The 21,417-nt window shown below is 39.1% G+C and carries 19 protein-coding genes; 10 read left to right on the top strand and 9 right to left on the bottom strand.

Going from position 1 to position 21,417, the window contains the following annotated elements; translation table 11 throughout:
* Positions 1 to 70: 70 nt before the first annotated feature.
* Positions 71 to 1,165, bottom strand: coding sequence for a biotin synthase BioB (bioB, locus tag CWD90_RS07255; protein WP_103475273.1), 1,095 nt, complete (start codon positions 1,163 to 1,165; stop codon positions 71 to 73).
* Positions 1,166 to 2,112: 947 nt separating this feature from the next.
* On the opposite strand from bioB, the gene CWD90_RS22990 reads away from it, so the two are divergent.
* The 4 genes from CWD90_RS22990 to CWD90_RS07235 all read left to right on the top strand — a co-directional run bounded on the left by CWD90_RS22990 (position 2,113) and on the right by CWD90_RS07235 (position 4,277).
* A complete protein-coding gene (locus tag CWD90_RS22990) occupies positions 2,113 to 2,967 on the top strand; it encodes a sensor histidine kinase (protein ID WP_157941174.1) in 855 nt (284 codons plus the stop codon).
* Positions 2,964 to 3,644 (top strand): LytR/AlgR family response regulator transcription factor, encoded by a 681-nt coding sequence (locus CWD90_RS07245; RefSeq protein WP_103475271.1) that lies wholly within the window; start codon positions 2,964 to 2,966, stop codon positions 3,642 to 3,644. The genes CWD90_RS22990 and CWD90_RS07245 overlap by 4 nt, the downstream gene beginning before the upstream one ends.
* Positions 3,645 to 3,750: 106 nt before the next feature.
* Complete coding sequence (locus tag CWD90_RS07240; RefSeq protein WP_103475270.1) at positions 3,751 to 3,987, top strand: addiction module protein; 237 nt, start codon at positions 3,751 to 3,753, stop codon at positions 3,985 to 3,987.
* Positions 3,987 to 4,277, top strand: coding sequence for a type II toxin-antitoxin system RelE/ParE family toxin (locus tag CWD90_RS07235; protein ID WP_103475269.1), 291 nt, complete (start codon positions 3,987 to 3,989; stop codon positions 4,275 to 4,277). The genes CWD90_RS07240 and CWD90_RS07235 overlap by 1 nt, the downstream gene beginning before the upstream one ends.
* Positions 4,278 to 4,381: 104 nt before the next feature.
* On the opposite strand, the gene CWD90_RS07230 is transcribed toward CWD90_RS07235, so the two are convergent.
* From CWD90_RS07230 to CWD90_RS07210, 5 genes are all read right to left on the bottom strand, one after another.
* The gene (locus tag CWD90_RS07230) at positions 4,382 to 5,551 is read right to left on the bottom strand and encodes a beta-ketoacyl synthase N-terminal-like domain-containing protein (protein WP_103475268.1); all 1,170 of its coding nucleotides are present in this window, start codon (positions 5,549 to 5,551) and stop codon (positions 4,382 to 4,384) included.
* Between the two features lie 3 nt (positions 5,552 to 5,554).
* A complete protein-coding gene (gene bioA, locus CWD90_RS07225) occupies positions 5,555 to 6,823 on the bottom strand; it encodes an adenosylmethionine--8-amino-7-oxononanoate transaminase (RefSeq protein ID WP_103475267.1) in 1,269 nt (422 codons plus the stop codon).
* A gap of 139 nt (positions 6,824 to 6,962) precedes the next feature.
* A complete protein-coding gene (bioD, locus tag CWD90_RS07220) occupies positions 6,963 to 7,574 on the bottom strand; it encodes a dethiobiotin synthase (RefSeq protein WP_103475266.1) in 612 nt (203 codons plus the stop codon).
* A gap of 1 nt (position 7,575) precedes the next feature.
* Positions 7,576 to 7,962: a putative signal transducing protein gene (locus CWD90_RS07215; RefSeq protein ID WP_103475265.1), complete on the bottom strand. Its 387-nt coding sequence runs from the start codon at positions 7,960 to 7,962 to the stop codon at positions 7,576 to 7,578.
* 4 nt (positions 7,963 to 7,966) lie between these two features.
* Positions 7,967 to 9,115 carry an aminotransferase class I/II-fold pyridoxal phosphate-dependent enzyme gene (locus tag CWD90_RS07210; RefSeq protein WP_103475264.1) on the bottom strand — a complete coding sequence of 383 codons (1,149 nt, stop codon included), beginning with the start codon at positions 9,113 to 9,115 and terminating at the stop codon, positions 7,967 to 7,969.
* A gap of 264 nt (positions 9,116 to 9,379) precedes the next feature.
* Between CWD90_RS07210 and CWD90_RS07205 the strand changes: the two genes are divergently transcribed.
* From CWD90_RS07205 to CWD90_RS07180, 6 genes are all read left to right on the top strand, one after another.
* The gene (locus CWD90_RS07205; protein ID WP_103475263.1) at positions 9,380 to 11,188 is read left to right on the top strand and encodes a M61 family metallopeptidase; all 1,809 of its coding nucleotides are present in this window, start codon (positions 9,380 to 9,382) and stop codon (positions 11,186 to 11,188) included.
* Position 11,189: 1 nt separating this feature from the next.
* A complete protein-coding gene (locus CWD90_RS07200) occupies positions 11,190 to 11,723 on the top strand; it encodes a GNAT family N-acetyltransferase (RefSeq protein ID WP_103475262.1) in 534 nt (177 codons plus the stop codon).
* A 188-nt stretch (positions 11,724 to 11,911) separates the two neighbouring features.
* Positions 11,912 to 12,373: a mobile mystery protein A gene (locus CWD90_RS07195; RefSeq protein WP_103475261.1), complete on the top strand. Its 462-nt coding sequence runs from the start codon at positions 11,912 to 11,914 to the stop codon at positions 12,371 to 12,373.
* Positions 12,364 to 12,846, top strand: a complete 483-nt coding sequence (locus CWD90_RS07190; protein WP_103475260.1) for a GNAT family N-acetyltransferase — start codon at positions 12,364 to 12,366, stop codon at positions 12,844 to 12,846. Before CWD90_RS07195 ends, CWD90_RS07190 begins: the two co-directional genes overlap by 10 nt.
* 107 nt (positions 12,847 to 12,953) lie before the next feature.
* Positions 12,954 to 13,226: a DUF6364 family protein gene (locus CWD90_RS07185; RefSeq protein WP_239986482.1), complete on the top strand. Its 273-nt coding sequence runs from the start codon at positions 12,954 to 12,956 to the stop codon at positions 13,224 to 13,226.
* A 324-nt stretch (positions 13,227 to 13,550) separates the two neighbouring features.
* On the top strand, positions 13,551 to 14,507 hold the full coding sequence (locus tag CWD90_RS07180; RefSeq protein WP_103475259.1) for a hypothetical protein: 957 nt from the start codon (positions 13,551 to 13,553) through the stop codon (positions 14,505 to 14,507).
* Between the two features lie 315 nt (positions 14,508 to 14,822).
* Here the strand turns inward: CWD90_RS07180 and CWD90_RS07175 are convergent, their stop codons facing one another.
* The 3 genes from CWD90_RS07175 to CWD90_RS07165 all read right to left on the bottom strand — a co-directional run bounded on the left by CWD90_RS07175 (position 14,823) and on the right by CWD90_RS07165 (position 21,416).
* Positions 14,823 to 16,052, bottom strand: coding sequence for a multiheme c-type cytochrome (locus tag CWD90_RS07175; protein WP_157941173.1), 1,230 nt, complete (start codon positions 16,050 to 16,052; stop codon positions 14,823 to 14,825).
* Between the two features lie 90 nt (positions 16,053 to 16,142).
* Positions 16,143 to 19,451, bottom strand: coding sequence for a VCBS repeat-containing protein (locus CWD90_RS07170; RefSeq protein WP_239986481.1), 3,309 nt, complete (start codon positions 19,449 to 19,451; stop codon positions 16,143 to 16,145).
* Positions 19,452 to 19,544: 93 nt separating this feature from the next.
* Positions 19,545 to 21,416 carry a RagB/SusD family nutrient uptake outer membrane protein gene (locus tag CWD90_RS07165; RefSeq protein ID WP_103475257.1) on the bottom strand — a complete coding sequence of 624 codons (1,872 nt, stop codon included), beginning with the start codon at positions 21,414 to 21,416 and terminating at the stop codon, positions 19,545 to 19,547.
* Between the last annotated feature and the right edge of the window lies 1 nt (position 21,417).

The raw sequence follows: 21,417 nt of genomic DNA, 5'->3' as shown, positions 1-21,417 counted from the left end.
CTGATTGTTTAATCTAGCAAAGTTAAAAAAACCAAAAATAATTTTCTTGGCAATTTATTCCAACGCAGGATTACTCCGTTAGTTTGGCCTTCTTTTTAGCAGCTTCATTACGTTCAATGGTATGCCCTGGTCTGGTCCATCTTGGCTTTTCGCCCTTGCCCTGATACTGGGAATTCTCCGCTTCTACAGTTTGGGGCTGGGAAACCTTGGTAAAGGCCTTTTGTGGGTTTAACCCCAAAAGCTTAAACATGGCCATATCCTCATTAACATCAGGATTGGGTGTAGTAAGTAATTTATCCCCAGCAAAAATAGAATTAGCACCGGCAAAGAAACACATGGCCTGTCCTTCCCTACTCATTTGAGTACGTCCAGCAGATAGGCGGACTTGGGTTTCGGGCATAATAATTCTAGAAGTAGCTACCATACGTACCATATCCCAAATTGGAATAGGGGGTAGGTCCGCCATAGGCGTGCCTTCTACTGCCACCAAGGCATTAATGGGCACGGATTCCGGTTGTGGGTCCAATGTAGAAAGGGCCACCAACATTCCCGCCCTATCCTCCAACGCCTCGCCCATACCAATAATTCCACCGCTACAAACGGTGACATTACTCTTACGTACATTGTCAATGGTATCTAAACGATCCTTAAATGCACGGGTAGATATTACGTCTTTATAGTAGTCTTCTGAAGTATCCAAATTATGGTTGTAAGCATAAAGTCCGGCCTCGGCCAAACGATGCGCCTGATTTTCTGTAATCATTCCCAGGGTGCAACAAACTTCCATATCCAGCTTGTTAATGGTACGTACCATTTCCAACACCTGGTCAAACTCGGGTCCGTCCTTTACATTTCTCCATGCAGCTCCCATACACACCCTAGAGCTCCCTGCCGTTTTAGCACGCAAGGCCTGGGCCTTAACCTGGGGAACGGACATAAGATCATTGCCCTCAAGGTTGGTGTGGTAGCGTGCGGCCTGTGGACAATATCCACAATCCTCAGGGCAGCCACCTGTTTTAATGGACAGCAAGGTAGATACCTGCACAGTATTGGGATCATGGTTTTCCCTGTGTATGGTAGCCGCCTCATAAAGCAGCTCCATAAAAGGTTTGTTGTAAATATCCAGTATTTCCTGTTTGGTCCAGTTATGTCTTACTTCGCTCATACATTTTAGTTCTTGGGGCTTTCCCCAACTTCCTTTGACACCTGCAAGGTGTAGACCTACAAGGTCGTCAAGACCTTGCAGGTCCTCCTTGCAGGAGAAGGAAGTCAGGGTCGGGCTTATTCGCTATATCTTTTTCAGTTTACCTTCGCCAGGCGCGGTAAACTGAAAAAGGATGCCGCTGCAATCCCTAAGCCAACATCGATTTAAGGGTCAAAAATAAACCTTATTCATTAGAAAATCCAATTTCTAAAACCCAAATCACAAAAAGACGGTAAATCATAACAAGAAATGGGCATAGCATCACATTATTTTTTATAGACTTACAGTCTAGAATAACTTGGCTGAAAATTAAAATAAAAAATATGTCTATTACAGCATTTTTTACTCCGAGATACAAATTTTTATTTCACGGTTTAGTTATTACTTTATTAGTTTGGGCAGTTATTCATTCAATGAGATCAACTCTCTACATGAGCCAATTATTTAACTACCATGAAAATTTCAAATATTACAATGTATTTAATATTACAATACAAGTTTTAACCTTCTATCTTTTGTCTTGGCGGCTTATTCCTCTAGTAATCATAAAAAGAAAAAAAGGTATAATTTACGTTGTAATTTGTGCCACAACATATACGTTATTTATCTCATGGTCTCACCTGAACGTAAACAGTATTATTTATAATTTAGATAAGCCAGAAACAATTCTCGATACTTTTTTAAACTTTAAAACCCTTTTTAATAGCTTTTTAGACTTTACACCTTTTGTTTTTATTTCTTTTTTGTACTGCATCTCAGTAATGGATAAAACTTGCCTACAAAACAATTTTACTGCTAAACAATTGGAAATCACAGGAAATATAATTGTTTTGCTGCTAATTTATCAATTGTTCATTCTTAATTCAGGTTCGGGTTTAGAACACATTAAAATCTTCTTAGAACTACTTATGTTCTTACTATTTTTCTACCTCAATGTTCTTTTTTTTGGACCAGTTTTATTGAGTGATAAAAAATTGGGTAAATATTTGTTTTTGATTATTACTTCTCTAATTATTATCGGAATAGGAACAAAATTAATTTATGGTATTCGTTATTCCCCAAATTTATTGGTATTCGCTATCCACTTTATGCTAACGGCATTATTATCTCTTATCTACTGCTATGTGCGCCTTAAATTAAAAAAAGATCAACTTATTTTCAATCTTAAACTAGGTGCAAAAGACTCAGAACTTCAACTTTTAAAATCACAAGTAAACCCACATTTTTTATTCAACACCCTGAATACGTTATACGCAACCGCTTTGGAAGAAAATGCTCCCAAAACTGCGGAGAGCACCGCAAAACTGGCCAATTTATTGCGATATATGCAAAATGACATTACCAAGGATTTTATCCCCTTGGAAAACGAAATAAAATATTTAGAGGACTACATTACCATACAAAAATTACGTTGTGAAGTAAAACCGCAGGTGGAAACTATCTTTAAAAATTGTGAAGGCAAAACATTGAGCCCAGGCTTATTAATTCCATTTGTTGAAAATGCCTTTAAATATGGTATTGACCCCTCCAAACCATCAAAACTAAAGGTTTCAGTGATTTGTGATGCCAGTAAAATCAATTTTGAATGTGTAAACAGTTATGACGACAATTTTAATACCTATTATAAAGAACAAGGTTTTGGAATGGGAATTAAAAATGCAAAACAACGCTTGGACCTGGTATATCCTAAAAACTATACCTTGGATATTTCAAAAGCAAACCACATATTTACAGTAAAACTAAATATCACTAGCAATAAATGATAAATGCAATTGCCATAGATGACGAGCCAAAAGCAATTAGTGTCATTGTCTCCCATATATCAAAAATGGACGGGGTTACTTTATTGCATGGGTTTTGCGACCCCATAAAAGCACTCTCTTTTTTAAAAGAAAACCCGGTCGATTTAGTTTTTTTAGATATCAATATGCCCCATTTATCAGGATTAGATCTCCTACATGAACTACAGATAAAGCCAGTATTGATTTTCACCACCGCATATTCCGAATATGCATTGGAAAGCTACGACCACAATGCAATTGATTATTTATTAAAGCCTTTTGAATTCGAGCGATTCAAAATGGCAGTTGATAAAGCCAAAGCACAATTGGATGCACAATTATTGCAAAACACTTTTTTCTTTATTAAAGACGGATTTGCAACTGTTAGAATATGGTTTAATGAAATCCTGTTTATAAAAGGTTCAGGGAATTATTTGGAAATTGTTACCAAAGAAAAGACACATTCCCCCAGAATGACTTTTAACGGTATAGTGGATATTCTCCCTTCCAATCTTTTTATTAGGGTACATCAATCTTATCTGGTAAATCTAGAGCAGGTAGATAAAATTGAAGACAATCATATCTACCTAGCGAAACATCAAATTCCTATCAGCCTTAAATTCAAAGAGCAATTTTACAAACGATTGAATTTGGGGTAAGGTACCTCCTATAAAAAACAACAGTACTTTATAACCACCTATATAGCTATAATTAACACTTATGGAACATAAATTGTATCTTTACTTTAAGAAATAAGAAATTATTATGGCAAGCATAGATTTAAGAAATACGGTCAGGGAGTACATAGACAATGCAGATATAAGGCTTTTAAAAATGATAAAAGCATTGGCAGAAAGCTATCAAAATGACGAGCAGGAGCTAACTTTAAGCGAAGAACAATATCAAATGATCGATGAGCGTAAAGAAGCCCATTTAAATGGAGAAAGTAATTCATTTTCTTGGGAACAAGTCAAACAAAATGCCAGAAATGCTGGACAGTAATGGCCTATAATTTAGAGATTCAAAACGATGCCAATCTAGAAATTATCGAGGCTTATCTTTATTACGAAGGAAAACGAAATGGATTAGGTGAGGAATTTTTGGAACATTTGGAAATTTATTTTGACCGAATCGTAGCCAACCCTAAATGCTTTCCCCAAAAACGTAAACCCTATAGAGAAGCATTTTTAAAACGCTTTCCATTCTTGATTATATATGAAATCAGTAAAAACAAAGTGATTGTTTATTCCGTTTTCAATACTTGGCAAAATCCCAAGAAAAAGAAAAAATAATTCTAATTCCGCGCCAATTCATAATCATCAGTACAATTTATAATGAATACTTCCCCTAAGCGTTTGGCACAATAGATCTTTCATCGTTCTGATAGCTCCTACAATTAAACCCTACCCAAAAGTATACTCACAGCATTCCCCCCAAAACCCACTGCGTTCACCATTACCTTGTTAATCTGTTTTGGAACGGAATCGTACTTTACATAAGGCACGCCTATAAACTCTTGGTGCTGCAACATTAAAACTGCCAATTCCAAACTCAACATTCCAGAGGCCCCAAAAGAATGCCCTAGCTTCCATTTATTAGTGGTCATTGCTGGCTCCTGATCTCCAAATATTTTTTTAATGGCCCTTATTTCGGACAAATCGCCTTTAATGGTTCCAGGGGCATGTAATACTATCACATCTACCTCCTTGGGATTTATCCCACCCAAAGCCATTTTCATGGATCTTTGAAAACAGACAGCATCGGTGGAAATGGAAATATTGTGTTCCAATATTTCAGTTGCGTATCCCAGGCCTTCAATACGGGCAAGGGCATTTTCTATCCTACCTTTCTCCAAACACGCCATAGAAGCAGCTTCGCCCAAAACCATGGTATTCTGTTTCTTATCCAAATCCAAGGCGCGACAAGGATACCCCTCGGGGTCGTTCGTCTCAAACCGTGAATACACCTTTAAGGCCTTCATCTGTGCAATGGTAAAAGGCGTTAATGGCGCCTCACTACCCCCCACTAAAAATTTGTTTGCCATACCACTTTTCAACCATGCCACACCGTTCAACAAGGAGTGAAGGGCCGTGGAACAAGTAATAGAATGTGATATTTCCGGGCCCTGTGTCTGCAGATCATGAGCCACCCAAGAAGAAATATTCCCCAAAGTGGTGGTAGGGGAAGATAAGGTAGAGGCCTCTCCATTTTGGATAAATTCGCTATGGTACTTTTCAAAAAGGCCGGTAGCACCTCTTGAAGATCCAATGTTTACCCCAAAATCGTCATCCTTCCAACCCGCTTGACCTATGGCTCCCCTAGAAGCATAAATGGCGTACAACACAGATGGGTCAAGGTTTTTATATTTGGAATCCGAATTTTTTAATTCCTCTATCTTCTGTTGTGCCTCCTCCGCTAGGGAAGAACCCCAGGCGATTACATTGCCATAATTTTTTTGCTGTAAAAAATGTTTTGGCCGCTTATAATTTTCCCAAGTCTCCTTCAAAGAAGTGCCTAAAGGGGAGATGGACGATAATGCGGTGATATAAATAGGTTCCTGCTGCATAGATTAAAATGAATTAAGAACTTCTTTTATACTGTTGTAGATTTTTTGCATCTGCACCTTAGTTGTAATATAGGGCGCCAAAATATAAATGGTATTGCCAAGAGGTCTAAGAAAAACTCCGGAATCCATAAAATGCTTAAACAATTTATCCCTCACATTTCCATAGCGTTCCATAACAATATTAAGGTCCAGCGCGTAGATAATCCCCGTTTGCCTAGTGGCTCCTACTTTGGGATGATCTTTTATTTCAGCATCAAACTCCTGGTGCCATTGGATTATTTGACCAATATTTTTTTGAATTTCGTCTGATGTAAGCAATTCAATTCCCGCCAAGGCTGCAGCACATGCCAACGGATTTGCTGTATAGGTATGGCCATGGAATAGCCCCTTTGCAATATCATCACTGTAAAAAGCATCGTAAACTTCTTGTGTACAACTGGTCACCGCCATGGGCAACATTCCAGCCGTAAGAGCCTTGGACATGCATATAATATCTGGCTTTACTTCCATATAATCTGAAGCAAAGTGTTTTCCCGTCTTTCCAAATCCCGTCATAACCTCATCGGCTATGGCCAATACGCCATGGGATTTTATCACCTTTAAAATTTTCTCCAGATGTACCGGCTTGTGCATTTTCATGGCCGCCGCTCCCTGTACCAAAGGTTCATAGATAAATCCGGCAATGGCATCAAGCGCTATGGTATTTTCCAATTCATGTAACAGGCTCTCAATATTGTCATCCGTAGGAACGGGAATCCTTTTTACATCAATAAAATAATCCTCAAAAGGGCCGTTATATACGGAAAGGCTAGAGACGGACATCGCCCCGAAAGTATCCCCATGAAAACCATCCTCAAAAGCCAACAAAACAGAACGCTTTTTCCCTTGGTTCTGATGATACTGCAAGGCCATCTTTATTCCGATTTCGGTTGAAGTGGAACCGTTGTCCGAAAAAAATAATTTTTCTTGATTGGAAGGCAACAAAGAGATCAACGCCTCAGAAAGCGCAATGGCAGGCTCGTGGGTAAATCCACTAAAGACCACTTGATCCAATTGCTGCATTTGAGCGTAGACTTTCTCAATTATGGCATCATTACAATGCCCATACATACAGGTATACCAAGAGGATATCCCATCTATGTATTCCTTGCCCTGTTCATCATATAGCACAGCTCCCTTAGCCTTAATTATGCCAAGCATTTTGGGGTGTAGCTTATGTTGCGTAAGTGGGTGCCAAAGGTGCTTCTGATCCCTTTCCGAAAGATTTTTCAATTGAATATCCTTTTTAAATAGAGGTGCAAAGATGGGGAATAATGACTAAAAACACTACCCTGATCCCATTTCATTTAAGCGGAATAACGAAACAACAATCCCTACAAATCCCAAGGAATTAGTTCACCATTTAAAAATATTACAGAGCCATAAGCGCAGGACGCAATTGTTCTGCATATTTCTTAACAACTTCCTTGGTCAAATTTGCTTCTTGACCAATTCTTCCCAGAACAGGGACTCCTGTAATCTTGGTAATTATATCCTCGGAAGCGGAATTAGGTTCCCCATTAAAAAGTACGGCCACATCATAACCTTTTAACAAAAGCCATTTAATGGTCAAGAGGGAATGATTAATACTTCCCAAATAATGCTTCACCACTACAATTACGTAATAGGTAGGCATAATGATATCCAGCATGGTATCGGAATCGTTTAGGGGCACTAATACGCCACCCGCTCCTTCGATTACCATATGGTTTTCGGTTTTGGGTTCGTTTATTTTATTGTGATCTATATAAACACCTTCCAGAGCAGCGGCGGCATGTGGACTAATAGGTGCTTTTAAGGAGTAGCTGCTTTTATGTATTACAGTTTTGGTATTTGAAATTAATTCGGAAATCTTTTCGCTATCGGAATCGTCCCCTGTTTGGACGGGTTTCCAATAATCTGCTTCCAAAGCCTCGACCATAACGGCAGAGGTGATTGTTTTTCCTACATCTGTGGATATTCCTGTTACAAAAAACTGCTTCATTCTAATTTGGTTCTGTTATAAACTCACAATTTAGACATTTATACTTTCTTTTTTCAAAAAAAGGAAAAAGTTTATAAAATAGGCCTTTCCTGTTAAAATATATCTCCATTCTTTGCGCGCTACAATTGGGGCAAGTTCTAATATTGCCATGATCATCCATGGTATAAGATCTTATTTCATTATATATTTCGGTAGCTCTTTCCTTATCGGAATAATACACTTGTAGCTTCACTCCACCTATGGCATTACTGATTAGGGGATCTGAATTAAGGGTGTTCTCATCCCTGAGAAAAACAGGGATACCGTCCGACACCAAGCGGCCTTTTAATATTTGAACATCGGCCACATATTCAAAAGCGGCCAGGGTATAAAATTCTTGGTTCTCCATACTGCTAAAATAAATTGGACAATTGTAAAAGCACCTCACTAATTTCCTTTTCGGTATTAAAACTATGCAAACAAAACCGCAAACGTTCCTTTCCTTCTGGTACTGTGGGCGACATTATAGGCTTTACATCAAATCCGTTTTCCTGTAAATGCTGAGCCCATTTTTTCACCTTTTCATTGCCTTCCACCAGACAACAATGTACGGCGGAATTGCTAGAAATAAAATTAGTCTGAAGGTTATTAGTCTTCAATTCATTTTTAAAAAAATCAATATTATTCCTAAGTTGATTTTGCTCCCCTTTTGTGCCCGCTACCTGTTCGCAGGCTGCCAATATGGTCGCCAACGAATGCGGGGGCATACCCGTGGTATAAATAAAACTGCGCGCAAAATTCACCAAATAACTTTTAAGGGCATCACTCCCCAAAATTGCCGCACCATGGCAGCCCATAGCTTTCCCAAAGGTGACGATCCTGGCAAATACCCTATCCTGCAATTGCAGTTCTTTCAACAATCCCTCTCCTTTCTTACCAAATACTCCTATGGCATGGGCTTCATCGATTACCAAATAGGCTCCCTTGGATTCGCATAACGCTACCAAGGCTTCCAAATCCGGTGTATCCCCATCCATGGAAAAGACAGACTCCGTAACCACGTAGATATCACTATCGGTTTTGCTTTCCAGCACACGGTCTAGCTGCCGGCTTAAATCGGCTACAGCATTGTGTTTAAATTTATAGCTTTGTGCCCGGCCCATTCCAATGCCGTCACGAATACTGGCGTGGGACAGTTCATCATAAAATACAATGTCTGTACGCTGGGGCACGGCACTAAAAAATCCGATATTGGCATCGTAGCCCGAATTGAAGACCAGGGATGACTCTGAACCAAAAAAATCTGTCAAAAAATCTTCCAATTCACTATATAGTCCACTATTTCCCGTTAACAACCTAGATCCCGTAGCCCCATTGGCAATACTACCTTTCTTTTTCAGGATATTGGCGGCATTTTTAAAAATGGTCTGGTTTCTGGCTAATCCCAAGTAATCATTAGAAGAAAAATCGATCAAACCAATGGGCACGGGCAACTTCCTAAGGGCGTTATTGGCCTGTCTTTCGGTGAGCTTTGCCGTTAATTTTTTTGGAAATTCCGTCATATTACAAATGTAGCATATCCTGTATTTAAATAGTATATTCGTTAATACAAAGCCTTGGAAAAATAATATTGGGGCAGGCTATTGGCTTCGTTCCCGAAAAAACTAATCGTATCGAGATTGAATTCTATGAAATGGGCATAAACAGAATTGATTTTTTGCTTACCCCCCTAAATAATTAAATGTTTTAGGCGCCAGGGAAGCGATTAATCTAGGCAGAAATGTTTATTAAGTTCATTTATAGATTCAAACAAAAAATTTAAATAGATGAAATTTAGAATCCTTAGCCTTTTATTCCTTGCCATTTCCATGAGTTTGCAAGGTCAGACCAACCACTACACCATATCCTTTGAGAATGCCGTACATCACGAAGCGGAAATCACAGCGACCTTTCCCGAGCTGGATGCAGCTGTACTATCGGTACGTATGGGCCGCTCCTCCCCTGGGCGCTATGCCCTGCACGAGTTTGCCAAGAACGTATATAATTTTAGGGCCACCGATAGCAAGGGAAAAGCCTTGGAAATTAATAGGCCCAATCCCTACCAATGGGATATTAGCGGTCATGATGGAGAGGTGAAGATAAGTTATACCCTTTTTGCCAATCGTGGGGACGGCACCTATGCACAAATAGATGAGACCCATGCCCATCTAAATATCCCGGCCACCTTTATGTACGTGACCGATCTAAGTAATCGGAAAATAGAAGTGGACTTTAAGGTCCGGGAAGACCTCAACTGGAAAGTGGCCACCCAAATGCCCAAGGTTATGGGCAATACCTATACCGCGCCCAACCTACAGTACTTTATGGATAGCCCCACGGAAATCAGCAATTATGGACTACGCCAATTTACAGTGGACCATAATGGCCAGCAACAAACCATAGAATTTGTATTGCACCACAACGGTACGGAAGCAGAGCTGGACACCTATTTTGAGCAGGTGAAAAAAGTGGTATTGGCCGAAAAAGACGTTTTTGGGGAACTTCCCAGCTATGATTATGGAACCTACACCTTTTTGGCATGCTATATTCCCAATGCTTCCGGTGATGGTATGGAACATAGAAATTCTACCATTCTTACGGACAGGGAAGGATTCGCAGAAGGTGGCATGAAAAATAATATAGGCACCGTTGCCCATGAATTTTTTCATTGTTGGAATGTAGAACGTATTCGGCCACAGGCTTTGGAACCCTTCAATTTTGCCGAAGCTAATATGAGCGGGGAGCTTTGGTTTGCGGAAGGTTTTACCAGTTATTACACCAATTTTATCCTTTGTCGCGCAGGCATCATCACTCCTAAGGAATATGTAGAGGGCCTTGCGGGCACTTTCAACTATGTTTGGAACTCGCCCGCCCGACAGTTCTTTAATCCCATAGAAATGAGCTATCAGGCACCCTTTGTGGACGCCTCAACTTCCGTAGATCCTGTAAATAGGGACAATACCTTTATCTCCTATTATTCCTATGGCAGTGTTTTGGGATTGGCCCTAGACCTTTCGTTGCGACAAAACAAGTTGAACTTGGATGATTACATGAAATTAGTTTGGCAGACCTATGGGAAACAGGAAATTCCCTATACGCTGTCCGATCTGCGTTTAACCTTGGTACAATACGCCGGAAAGGAATTTGGAAATCGCTTTTTTGATCAATATATCCATAACAGTGATATGCCCGATTATGAGGAGCTGTTCAAATCTGTTGGCATAGTGCTAAAGCGTGCCACTGACAAACCTTATTTTGGGGCCAGTTTAAACATCAACCAATTTGGGGTGGGCAATATTCAACGGAATACCGTCATGGGAAGTCCAGCCTATACCGCAGGGCTAGATTATGGGGATGTGATTACCTCAATAAACAATTTCCCCCTCACTTCTAACCAGAGTTTTGGGGAATTAATTGGATCATTTAAGGTAGGGGAAAGTGTGCAAGTAGCCTACACCCGTTACGGGATTCCAAAATCCACCACTGTTGTCTTAACAGGAGATCCCACCTATACCATAGAACTTATGGAAAAGGATGGCGAAAAACCGAGCAAGCAGGTACTAAAAAATAGAAAGGATTGGTTAAAAGTGGAATAAGATGGAGGTAGTCGTTACAAGCTGTACCAAGGACAGCGAATTACAGCAAATACTGAGCTTGCAACAAAAGAACCTGATTACCAACCTAGGTCCTGGCGAAAAAGAAAAAGAAGGTTTTGTTACCGTATCCCATACTTTGGAACTCCTGACAAAGATGAATACCGCTTGTCCACATATAATAGCCAAGGACCAAGAGAAGGTGGTGGGCTATGCGCTCTGCATGCATCCCCTATTTGGGAACGATATAGAAGTATTAAAACCCATGTTCAAGGAAATAGCTTCTGTAGTGCCCAAAGCGGAACCCTATATGGTAATGGGGCAAATCTGTATAGACAAGGAGTACCGGCGGCGGGGCATTTTTAGAAAGCTGTACGAGACCATGAAAAACACCATTCAACCTTATTTTACCAGCATTATCACGGAGGTGGATGCCAGCAATCTACGTTCGCTGGAGGCCCATTATGCGGTAGGGTTTAAAGATCTAAAAACCTATAGCGCAGGCGGGCAGGATTGGAAATTGATTGTTTTGGGGTAACGGAATTTTATGGAATAATCGTAAGACTCGGGAACTAGGGTGACGCTCGCGCCAGCGGGGCTTCGGACTAGCGGGGCAGACGTTCTATAAACCATTTATTTTATACTTATCCGTATACCTTTTTTAAAAAAAGAATACATATAAGTATACTTTTAATTTTTTAATCGTACGTATATTATTGAGAACAAATGAGAAATAAAAAACAACTACTAATAGAACAACTAGACCTAAAATTAGATAAATTTAAAGATGCTGAGATGGTCTTGGTCCCAGAAAAAGGATGGATAAACGCAATTAGGACTACACTTAACATGACAAGGGAACAGCTAGGGGCCAAACTACAATTAACAAAAGGAGCGATACAAAAAATTGAAGAACGTGAAGCTTCAGGCCAAATTACAATTAATAAATTAAGAGATGTTGGCCATGCATTGGACATGAAATTTGTATATGGATTTGTCCCGAACGATGGAGCCATTGACAATTTAATCACCCTAAAATCTCAAAAACTGGCTCAAAAAATAGTATTGAGGACCAATCAAAATATGAAACTAGAGAACCAAGGAATTGGAGATGAAAAAATCAATAAAACAATAAAAGACCTTGCTATTGAAATTAAAAGAGAGTTAAGAAAATCATTATGGGATTAGAGTTAAACTATCATGATGGGCAAACACCTTTAGACGAAGAAGAAAAAGAAGGTTTTGTAACCGTATCCCATACTTTGGAACTCCTAACAAAGATGAATACCGCTTGTCCACATATCATAGCCAAGGACCAAGAGAAAGTGGTAGGCTATGCGCTTTGCATGCATCCCAGTTTTAGGAACGATATAGAGGTGTTAAAACCCATGTTCAAGAAGATAGCAACAGTAATGCCCAAAGCGGAATCTTATATGGTAATGGGGCAAAGCTGTATAGACAAGGAGTATCGGCGGCAGGGCATTTTTAGAAAACGGTACGAGACCATGAAAAATAACCTTCAACCTCGGTTTAACAAAATCATCACAGAGGTAGATGCCACCAACCTGCGTTCCTTGGAGGCACATTATACGGTAGGGTTTAGGGACCTAAAAACCTACAATGCAGGCGGACAGGATTGGAAATTGATTGTTTTGAGGTAGGGGTACAATCTCGATATTTACAGATAACAATAGTCAAACTATATGCAAAAGAATATAAATTTAAAATTTTTGCTATTTTTATATCTAATAACATATAATTTCTTATTATGATAAAGTTGGATGAATTTATAATGGACACAAAATTAACCTTGAGGCTTAATAAGAAGACAATTAAAAGAGCAAAAGAATATGCCTCCGACAAAAAAATGAGTTTATCACGAATAGTAGAAGCTTACCTTCAATCCCTGGTCTCTGAAAAAAGTTCCCTAGATTTTGAAATTTCACCCTTTGTAAAAAGCATTTCTACAGGAACTAGAATTCCTGCTGATTTTGATTATAAATCTGAATACTCCAATTATTTGACTAATAAATATAAATGAACCTTCCGGTTTAAATAAATGTAAATTGATTGCGCTTCGCATTGCTTTCAGACTTTGCCCTACCATGTCTTACCAACACCCATAAAAAAATCACCACTGCGATTTTACGCCAGACTAGTCCACTTAATCACATTTTTTGTAGAGCTTGTCCATGCCAACAAATGTAGCGCATTACAATAAGTACATACTATGTGTTGTAAAGGGCTACCACAGTCATTAAATATACATTGCTATAACAAAAAATTACTACATTAGGTCTATATAAGGAATATAGTATCTATATCCGAATGTTATATGCAACCAAAAAAAAATAACTTTTAGAAAATGGGCACTATTCAAGATTTGATTAACAAATTCGATGAATTCAAAAATCATATCGAGGATATATCGAATAAGGAAATCCCAATTATACCAGATAAAAACGGAATGATTGATAGGCAATGTCCTAAAAATGAATGTGAATCATTTTTCAAAGTACATAAAGAAGATTGGCTAAGTATTGTACGTGATGAAGAATTGTTTTGTCCATTTTGCCGAAACAATTCTTTAGCAAAAGAATATTTACTTATTGAACAGAATAATGAAATTGTCGGTGATTTAAGAAAATCCATTCGAGAATTTTGGGATTACGGATATTCAGTAACTGGAGATAACATATCTGTTAATCCAAGAGAAGAATTTGAGTTAAATATTAAGTGTAACAAATGCGAATGCAGATACTCGGTAGTTGGCTCGGCATATTTCTGCCCATCTTGCGGGGACAATAATATTGAGAAAAACGCTAAAAAAACCGTAAAGAAAATAATCTCTAATGCCAATAAAATATCATTGATTCAGGAGACATTAGAAAATAGTTTAAATAAAGACGAAGCGACAATAATCACTAAATCAATAATAGAAAAGTCGATTTCAGAGATTATTGGGACCCTGCAAAGTTATAGCGAAATCAAATACAACTCTTTATCTAGTAGTAACGCCCCTTTTAATGCATTTCAAAATGTAGAAAAAAGCAATAAACTTTGGATTGGTTTAGTTGGCTTAGGATATAGTGATTGGCTATCGGAAACTGAATTAATACAACTTACTAATTATACGCAAAAAAGACACATACTAGAACATAGGTCTGGAATTATAGATTCTAAGTACATAGAGAAAACTGGGGATACTCAATATCAAGAAGGTGAGAGACTTGTAATTAAATCAAATGATACTCTAATTTTAGGGAATCTGGCAATAAATCTATTGACGGAAATATCGAAACTAAAAAAGGGCAGCATATAACAAAACCTATAAACAATACGGGCTTCGGGCTTAATCACAAGGTTTGTGTATTTTTATGAAGTCCGCAAAATCTTTGGGATTTTGCTTTTGAAATAATAAAGAAAAAAGAAAACGCCAAGCTTTTGCTAGTTGCATGACGGAAAGGGGAGCATCATCTTATTCCATTCCCTTCGATATCTCTGGCCTGCCATCGGGCGTATATGCCGTACTGCTGGAAACCCCCTATGGCAATTCCTTGAGAAAAATCATCTTGAAATAAAAGAGCTACTTACAACTTTATATTAACTGATTTGGAAAACAAAATCTTCTTATTGATCAATCACGCCATAACTCCTTGTCATAGATGGCTATTAAATGAGTCCTTATATTAAATGAGGTTTCAAGACTATCCTTAGTTAATTGTACCATCATAGCTTGGGAAGGGGTGGTTGGCATATGACAAGTAATACAATTATTTTCCATTATATGGGTGTCCTGGGTTTCATTGGAACAAACCATTGCCCTATCACTATGACAGCTTATACATTTACTATTAAAATGGGAGGTATTCCCTCTCTCATTGCTATGGGGGTCGTGACAGGTACTACAATCCATTGTAGTAGTTTGTTTGAAACATTCACTTCTGGTTAGCAGCCCATACTGGTTTCCGTGAACGTCCAATTTAACCTCGGAGTTGCCATTATCAACATTTTTGGAATATTTATTAAGATCTTCACCCGTAGCATAGGAAAATGAATTGCCTTTAACCACGATATTTCTTGGTCCAGAATGACATTGGGCACATAGATCTAAACGTTGTTGGCGGGCAAGACCCTCGATTATTAAGGTAAATTCAGACTCAATTGCCTCAGGATTCTCTCTATGGTATATAACATGCTTAGCAGACGGTCCATGGCATTTTTCGCAATCTATCCCATAAATCATTTCCGTCTTGTCATAGCGGTTTCCCTTTGGTGAGAGTTCCACGACTTTGGAAAAGGTAATATGGCATTTTAGACAGGCATCACGGATGGGTCTTAGTTCATCGTAATAAGTAGGATATCCAGGACTGTTAACCCAATTGTCCGTTGGTGTATAATACGAAGCTTGCAATTGATATAAATCGTCATTTTCCCAAGTAAGATAGGACTGCCCCCTGACACCCGATCCAATTACAATATCAAATTTTGATGGCGAAATTTCCGTACTCCTATTTTTAATTCTGGTATGCTGATAAAAATCATCCCCTACTGCCGACATAATAAACTCCACATCCTTAAGATCCAATATGTTAGACCCAAGCTTGAAACTACCCTTAATATTGGTAGAATCAGCCATAGCACCGGTGTTATAATGGGCCGTCTTCAAATGGGTCTTATAAATATCGGCATGACACTCCTTACACGTTTCAGAACCTACAAAATGTTCCCCATTGTCATGAGTCGCCAAAACTTCAGGGTTGTAATAATCAGATTCGGTTTTCACATTTTTACAATAGTGAACAAAAGTGGCAAGGCCCAATAGCATTATAACCATTACGCTATTCGCAAAGAACTTCTTATCCATTTTAGCCATATGAACCCCTATACCTTTCTTTTGTATCCTGAATGCCCAACACTAATTAATAGTGCCGGTTTTAATTTTAATGTTACCCAATTAATTCACTTTTATCATTTGCATAAAATCATCATTTTTGGCTACCAGAATATGTTTTTGTCCTTTTACAGATAACAGTTCCATTCCGCGAACATCCCCTACAATTTTCAAACCGGACTCCTTCATTGTTTTCGGCACAAAATTTCCTCTACCGTCCCCTTGGAGGAAGAGTCCAAAACTGGAGTCGTTCCTAGGGGTTTCTACTTCGGAATTATATAAATTCCCCGCCAAAACAACGTCCAAATTACCATCTTTGTTAACGTCGTTCACTATGAATTTGTTTATACTGGAAATTTGTGCCATCTGGGGCAATTGTTTTGCAGTAAACTTTCCATTATTGTTCTCGAGATATACACTTGCAAACGAGGTAATTTCATAGCTCAATGATTCCTCCAATAATTTATCGGTATAAATTTGATTCAATGTTGCGCTTGCGAACGAATTGTAATCTTGGAACTTTACCTTAATTGCTGGCATTTGTTGGGAAGAACATTGGCGTCCACGCAATGGAAATTCTTTCTCTCCCTTTTTATAACTAAGTACTATATCCGAGGTTTCATTACTGTCAAAATCATTCAAATACACTTTAAAGGGCGATTTGTCACTGGCTTGGTACTTATAATTTTTTCCTAGGTTGCCTACTACCAAATCTTGGTCCCCATCATTGTCAAAGTCTCCCTTCTCAACAGAGAACCACCAGCCAGAAGTATTGCCTTGTAGCAGTTGGTCCGATACATCTTCGAAAATGCCTTTTACATTCTTAAAGAATTTTATAGGCATCCACTCGCCAACAATTACCAGATCTTCCCAACCGTCATTATCAAAATCAACCCAACTGGAAGAGGTTACTAGTCCCAAAGATTTTAGGCCTGGAAGTACTTTTTCGGTAGCATCAACGAATTTTACTCCCTCTGGCGTACTTACATTTTCCAATATATAGGAATCCGCCGGGTAGGGATATTTCTTAGGAACAAGCCTACCTCCAATGAATAGGTCCAAATCACCATCCTTATCAAAATCCGCGGCAGAAACATTTAGTCCACTAATTTTGGTGTCCGGAATGGCCTCCTTATTACGTTTGAATTTATTATCCCCCATGTTCTCATAAAAACGATCCTCGTATCCCTGAGAATTAGGCTTAAACTCGTTACCACCACTGGCAATATAAAAATCATTGTCCCCATCCTTATCAGCATCAAAAATTAATATTCCAAGGTCTTCGTAATATTTATCATTAGCCAAATCCGGAACGACCAATTCAGAAAATTTGCCATCTTTACCTTGTAAAAACACCGATACAGGCTGCCCTACAGCTCCCCCAACAATATAATCGTCCAGTCCATCTCCATTTAAATCCCCAGTAGCCAATGATGGTCCCAAGGTAGAATTCTTGTGGGGCAATAACACTTCCACCTCAAAATCGTTGAAAATATTTTCATTGTGCTTAAATATATCCGGGGTATCAATGGTTTCAAATAGCTTTATAGTCCTATTCTGAGATTTATGGGAACCTACCAGTTTAGTATTGTCATAGTTTATGGTAAGCCTTTGATTCGCCTTTATTTGATCAAGCTTGGTAGTTGATCCATTGGACCATGCCACCACGACACTGTCCACCTGCTGCACTGATCCAAGCCCAAAATGAAGTAATGGCGAAACGGAGGACAAATAGCCTCTAACCGTATTGTACTCCTGAACCTGTAACCCCTCTGATGTAAATAGAAAAACCTTACTTCCATTGGGTAAAACCTTCCCTTGCCCTTTAAGTTCCAAAGTCAATTGGTTACTGCCAGTAGAATTGTTGCGATAGATACTTGCCGTATCTTCCAAATTATTGATTACCAGGTCCAAATCCCCATCATTATCCAGGTCGGAATAGGCCACTCCGTTGGAAAAGGTCTTTTCTTCAAAGCCCCATTCCTCTGTTTTCTTAGTAAAAGTTAGGTCCTTGTTGTTGTGAAATATATAATTGTTCAATTTTTCTGATGGCAATTCTTCCAAATATTTTAATAGCCCAACCTCTTCCTCCTTGTTTTTATAATTGGGGTCTTTTTCCATTTTATTGAAAAACTCCCTATATTTTGCATAAAAATCCTTGTTGTTCACATCTCGGCGAATGCCATTGGTAACAAAGATATCCTTCCACCCGTCATTATCAAAATCCGCCATGAGACCTCCCCAACTCCAATCCGTGGATGAAACCCCTGCCAAGCGGGAGACATTACTGAATAAAGGAAGCTCACCCGTTTCATTTCCGTTATTCATTTGAAGTGAATTTTGCATGTATTGACGGTGTAGACCAACATTTACGGATTTATAAAATGCAGCGGGATCCATGGATGACATATTGGCCTTGGAGCGGAAGTTATCCTCTGCGGACATATCCAATTGAAAGATATCCATTAGCCCGTCGTTATTGAAATCGGCAATATCCACGCCCATCCCAAAAAATGATGTCTGTTGTAAACTTGTATTGATTTGGTTGGTGAACGTACCGTCCTGATTGTTAATAAATAAAAAGTCGGGTGCATTAAAATCGTTAGAAACAAAAATATCAGTGTAACCATCATCATTAACATCAGAGGCCACAACTCCCAAACTTAGACCAAAGGAACTTAAACCTGCCGCTACGGTTACATCGGTAAATTGCCCATTATCGTTTCGATAGAGCCTATCGGAATCCTTTATGTCATGATTATCCAACATATATTGGTAGTATTCCACAGGAGCCGTAAAACTAGTTGGTGGATAATTAATTACGTACAGATCTAGGTCCCCATCTTTATCATAATCAAAAAAAGTAGATTGCATGCTTATGCCGTCACAATCTATTCCGTATTCTGCCGCTTTTTCGGTAAACGTATTGTCTTGGTTATTAATGTAGAGCACATTATTGTTGGGACCATTTTTTCCGCCTACGGAGCAATAGATATCCAAATAGCCATCTTGATTGATATCTACAAAGGTCGTCCCGGAATACCAGCGATCATCACCGGTTATTCCCGCACTTTCCGAAATATCCTCGAATTTTAGATTGCCCTTGTTCAAATAGAGTCTATTGGCCACCATATTACCGGTAAAAAAAACATCCTCTAGACCATCATTGTTCACATCTCCAATTGAAACTCCTCCTCCAAGATACATGTAGGGATAAGTAAAGTAGTTATAGGTATGAGTTTCTGTGAGTTTATTTTTAAAGTCCACTCCTGTCTTGGTGGCATCAAGCTTGGTGAATAATTGCGTTGACTTTGGTTCACATGATAATAATGACAGTGCCAAAAAAATAAAATAACTAAATCTTTGCATCATAAATCGGTATTGACATAACATCCCTAAAATAAGAATAACCCCGCACATATGTGCTAAGGGTTATTCAAATTTAATGTTAATTAATATTTGTAATTAATTATATCCAGGATTCTGGATTATAGAAGGATCCTTGTCGATCTCTTCTTGTTTTATGGGCATAAAATAAACATGGTCTTGCCAAAGTCTATTTTCAAAAACAATATCTGTTGGCCTATAAAGATAATTAAAAGAAGATGTATCCTTTCTATAGTCAGTAACAATAGTGCCTGGTTTTTGTGTAGCCTGAATTAGGATTTGCTGTACTTGTTTGTTCAAGGATTGGGGGCCTTCTAGCCATCGCTTCATATCAAAGAGCCTGGCATCTTCATTGACCAATTCCTTATCACGCTCCCTTTTATAAAGTTCCAGTAGTGTAGAACCGGATGCAGTTACTGCCGGCAGACCATTTCTAAATCGAAGCTTGTTCAACCAAGTTATGGCTTCCCCTTCAGCATTCGTATTTATATTGGCCTCCACATAGTTCAACAATACCTCGGTATATCTAATGTATGGAGCATCCACTTTTTGAAGATCGTTGGGCCATGAAGCTGGTTGCCTTGGATCTGCAAATTTTCTAAAATAGTAACCTGTCCTGGAACCGTTCCAATCCTCAATAGGCCCTTGACGAGTATCCACTCCATTTATAATGGTACCATTGGACAAAGTATAATAACCAGTCTGGATTTCATTGAATTTATCAAATTTAACCACATCATCTGTCCTAGGCTTCCATGCACCACCATCATAAAGGAAAGTGGAATAAAAACGAGCCTCACGATTCTCATAGGGTGCTGCTGCATGTGCGGGATTGTTCCAATCGAACTTGGTACCATCGGCAAAATCATATTTAGAAACCAAAGCCTCTGTTGGGGTCGTTCCCGCCCATTCATGATATCCGTTAGGACCATGATATAAGGCTACCATTCCAGGTCCTTGGGACCATCCGTCTCCACCAGGATACGTTCTGGAACCAAATCCAAATTCCTCAACCAATCTTCCCCAAATAAAATCTTGGTTTTCATCTCCTTGAAGCCATATATCCTCATAATTTTGGATAGCCTCTGCTTGTGAAGCTGGCGATGTATAGTCCAATTTATATCCTGTAGTTGCATCCAACAATGCTTTGGAGGCCACTTTAGCTGCCTCCCAACGTTGTAATTGAGAACCACTTGTCCACCCGATCAATTCAGGATTGCTATAGGCTGCTATAGTAGAAACCCCTGAATTTTTAGAGGGCTCGTACAGGTCACTAGCAACATGGGTCAAAACTCTAGACTTCATTGCCAAAGCGGTAATCTTATCCGCCCTTGCAGGATCTCTAGGTGCATCTTCCAACAAATCGATTGCCTGGTCCAAATCCGACAAAATCAGATTTACCGTTTCTGCAAAAGTACCTCTTGGGTTATTGGCTTCACTATCCAACGTTAAAGGCTCGGTAAGCAATACCACGCCTCCGAATTGTCTCATCAATTGGGTGTAATAATACCCTCTCATAAAATAAGCATCCCCAAGTAAACGGTTTACCGTAGCCGCATCCATCGCCGCCTCATTAAGGGTAAGCTTTTGAATAGCGACATTTGCACTACGAATAAATGGGTATAATTGTGGCCAACTAAACCACTGCATGTCCATAAAGTTACCTGCCGGGTTCATTTTACCTTCCGTGTAACCATCTACACCCCTACCTGGATGTGTAAAAACAGCCTGGTCGGTAAAGGCATCAGTAGTTTCCTCACGGGTAAGCGTACCCGCCCATGTTCCTTGGTACAAATCCAAAACAGCTGCCTCGGCAAGTTTTGAATCTGACCATACACTGCTTTCTGCTACTTCACCTAGTGGGCTAGTTTCCAGGAAATCCTCGTTACAACCTACAAGCAGAAATCCGAAGGCCAAAAAGGCTGTGATTTTTAAAATATTCTTCTTCATT

Source organism: Arenibacter catalasegens (assembly GCF_002909235.1).
Classification (GTDB): domain Bacteria; phylum Bacteroidota; class Bacteroidia; order Flavobacteriales; family Flavobacteriaceae; genus Arenibacter; species Arenibacter catalasegens.
Note: the sequence above shows the minus strand (reverse complement) of the source record. Positions and strands in the feature narration are given on the sequence as shown.

Coding starts and splice junctions, on each gene's coding strand:
- bioB (WP_103475273.1), bottom strand. CDS start 1,165: ATGAGCGAAGTAAGACATAACTGGACCAAACAGGAAATACTGGATATT.
- CWD90_RS22990 (WP_157941174.1), top strand. CDS start 2,113: ATGTTCTTACTATTTTTCTACCTCAATGTTCTTTTTTTTGGACCAGTT.
- CWD90_RS07245 (WP_103475271.1), top strand. CDS start 2,964: ATGATAAATGCAATTGCCATAGATGACGAGCCAAAAGCAATTAGTGTC.
- CWD90_RS07240 (WP_103475270.1), top strand. CDS start 3,751: ATGGCAAGCATAGATTTAAGAAATACGGTCAGGGAGTACATAGACAAT.
- CWD90_RS07235 (WP_103475269.1), top strand. CDS start 3,987: ATGGCCTATAATTTAGAGATTCAAAACGATGCCAATCTAGAAATTATC.
- CWD90_RS07230 (WP_103475268.1), bottom strand. CDS start 5,551: ATGCAGCAGGAACCTATTTATATCACCGCATTATCGTCCATCTCCCCT.
- bioD (WP_103475266.1), bottom strand. CDS start 7,574: ATGAAGCAGTTTTTTGTAACAGGAATATCCACAGATGTAGGAAAAACA.
- CWD90_RS07215 (WP_103475265.1), bottom strand. CDS start 7,962: ATGGAGAACCAAGAATTTTATACCCTGGCCGCTTTTGAATATGTGGCC.
- CWD90_RS07210 (WP_103475264.1), bottom strand. CDS start 9,115: ATGACGGAATTTCCAAAAAAATTAACGGCAAAGCTCACCGAAAGACAG.
- CWD90_RS07205 (WP_103475263.1), top strand. CDS start 9,380: ATGAAATTTAGAATCCTTAGCCTTTTATTCCTTGCCATTTCCATGAGT.
- CWD90_RS07200 (WP_103475262.1), top strand. CDS start 11,190: ATGGAGGTAGTCGTTACAAGCTGTACCAAGGACAGCGAATTACAGCAA.
- CWD90_RS07195 (WP_103475261.1), top strand. CDS start 11,912: ATGAGAAATAAAAAACAACTACTAATAGAACAACTAGACCTAAAATTA.
- CWD90_RS07190 (WP_103475260.1), top strand. CDS start 12,364: ATGGGATTAGAGTTAAACTATCATGATGGGCAAACACCTTTAGACGAA.
- CWD90_RS07185 (WP_239986482.1), top strand. CDS start 12,954: ATGATAAAGTTGGATGAATTTATAATGGACACAAAATTAACCTTGAGG.
- CWD90_RS07180 (WP_103475259.1), top strand. CDS start 13,551: ATGGGCACTATTCAAGATTTGATTAACAAATTCGATGAATTCAAAAAT.
- CWD90_RS07175 (WP_157941173.1), bottom strand. CDS start 16,052: ATGGATAAGAAGTTCTTTGCGAATAGCGTAATGGTTATAATGCTATTG.
- CWD90_RS07170 (WP_239986481.1), bottom strand. CDS start 19,451: ATGATGCAAAGATTTAGTTATTTTATTTTTTTGGCACTGTCATTATTA.
- CWD90_RS07165 (WP_103475257.1), bottom strand. CDS start 21,416: ATGAAGAAGAATATTTTAAAAATCACAGCCTTTTTGGCCTTCGGATTT.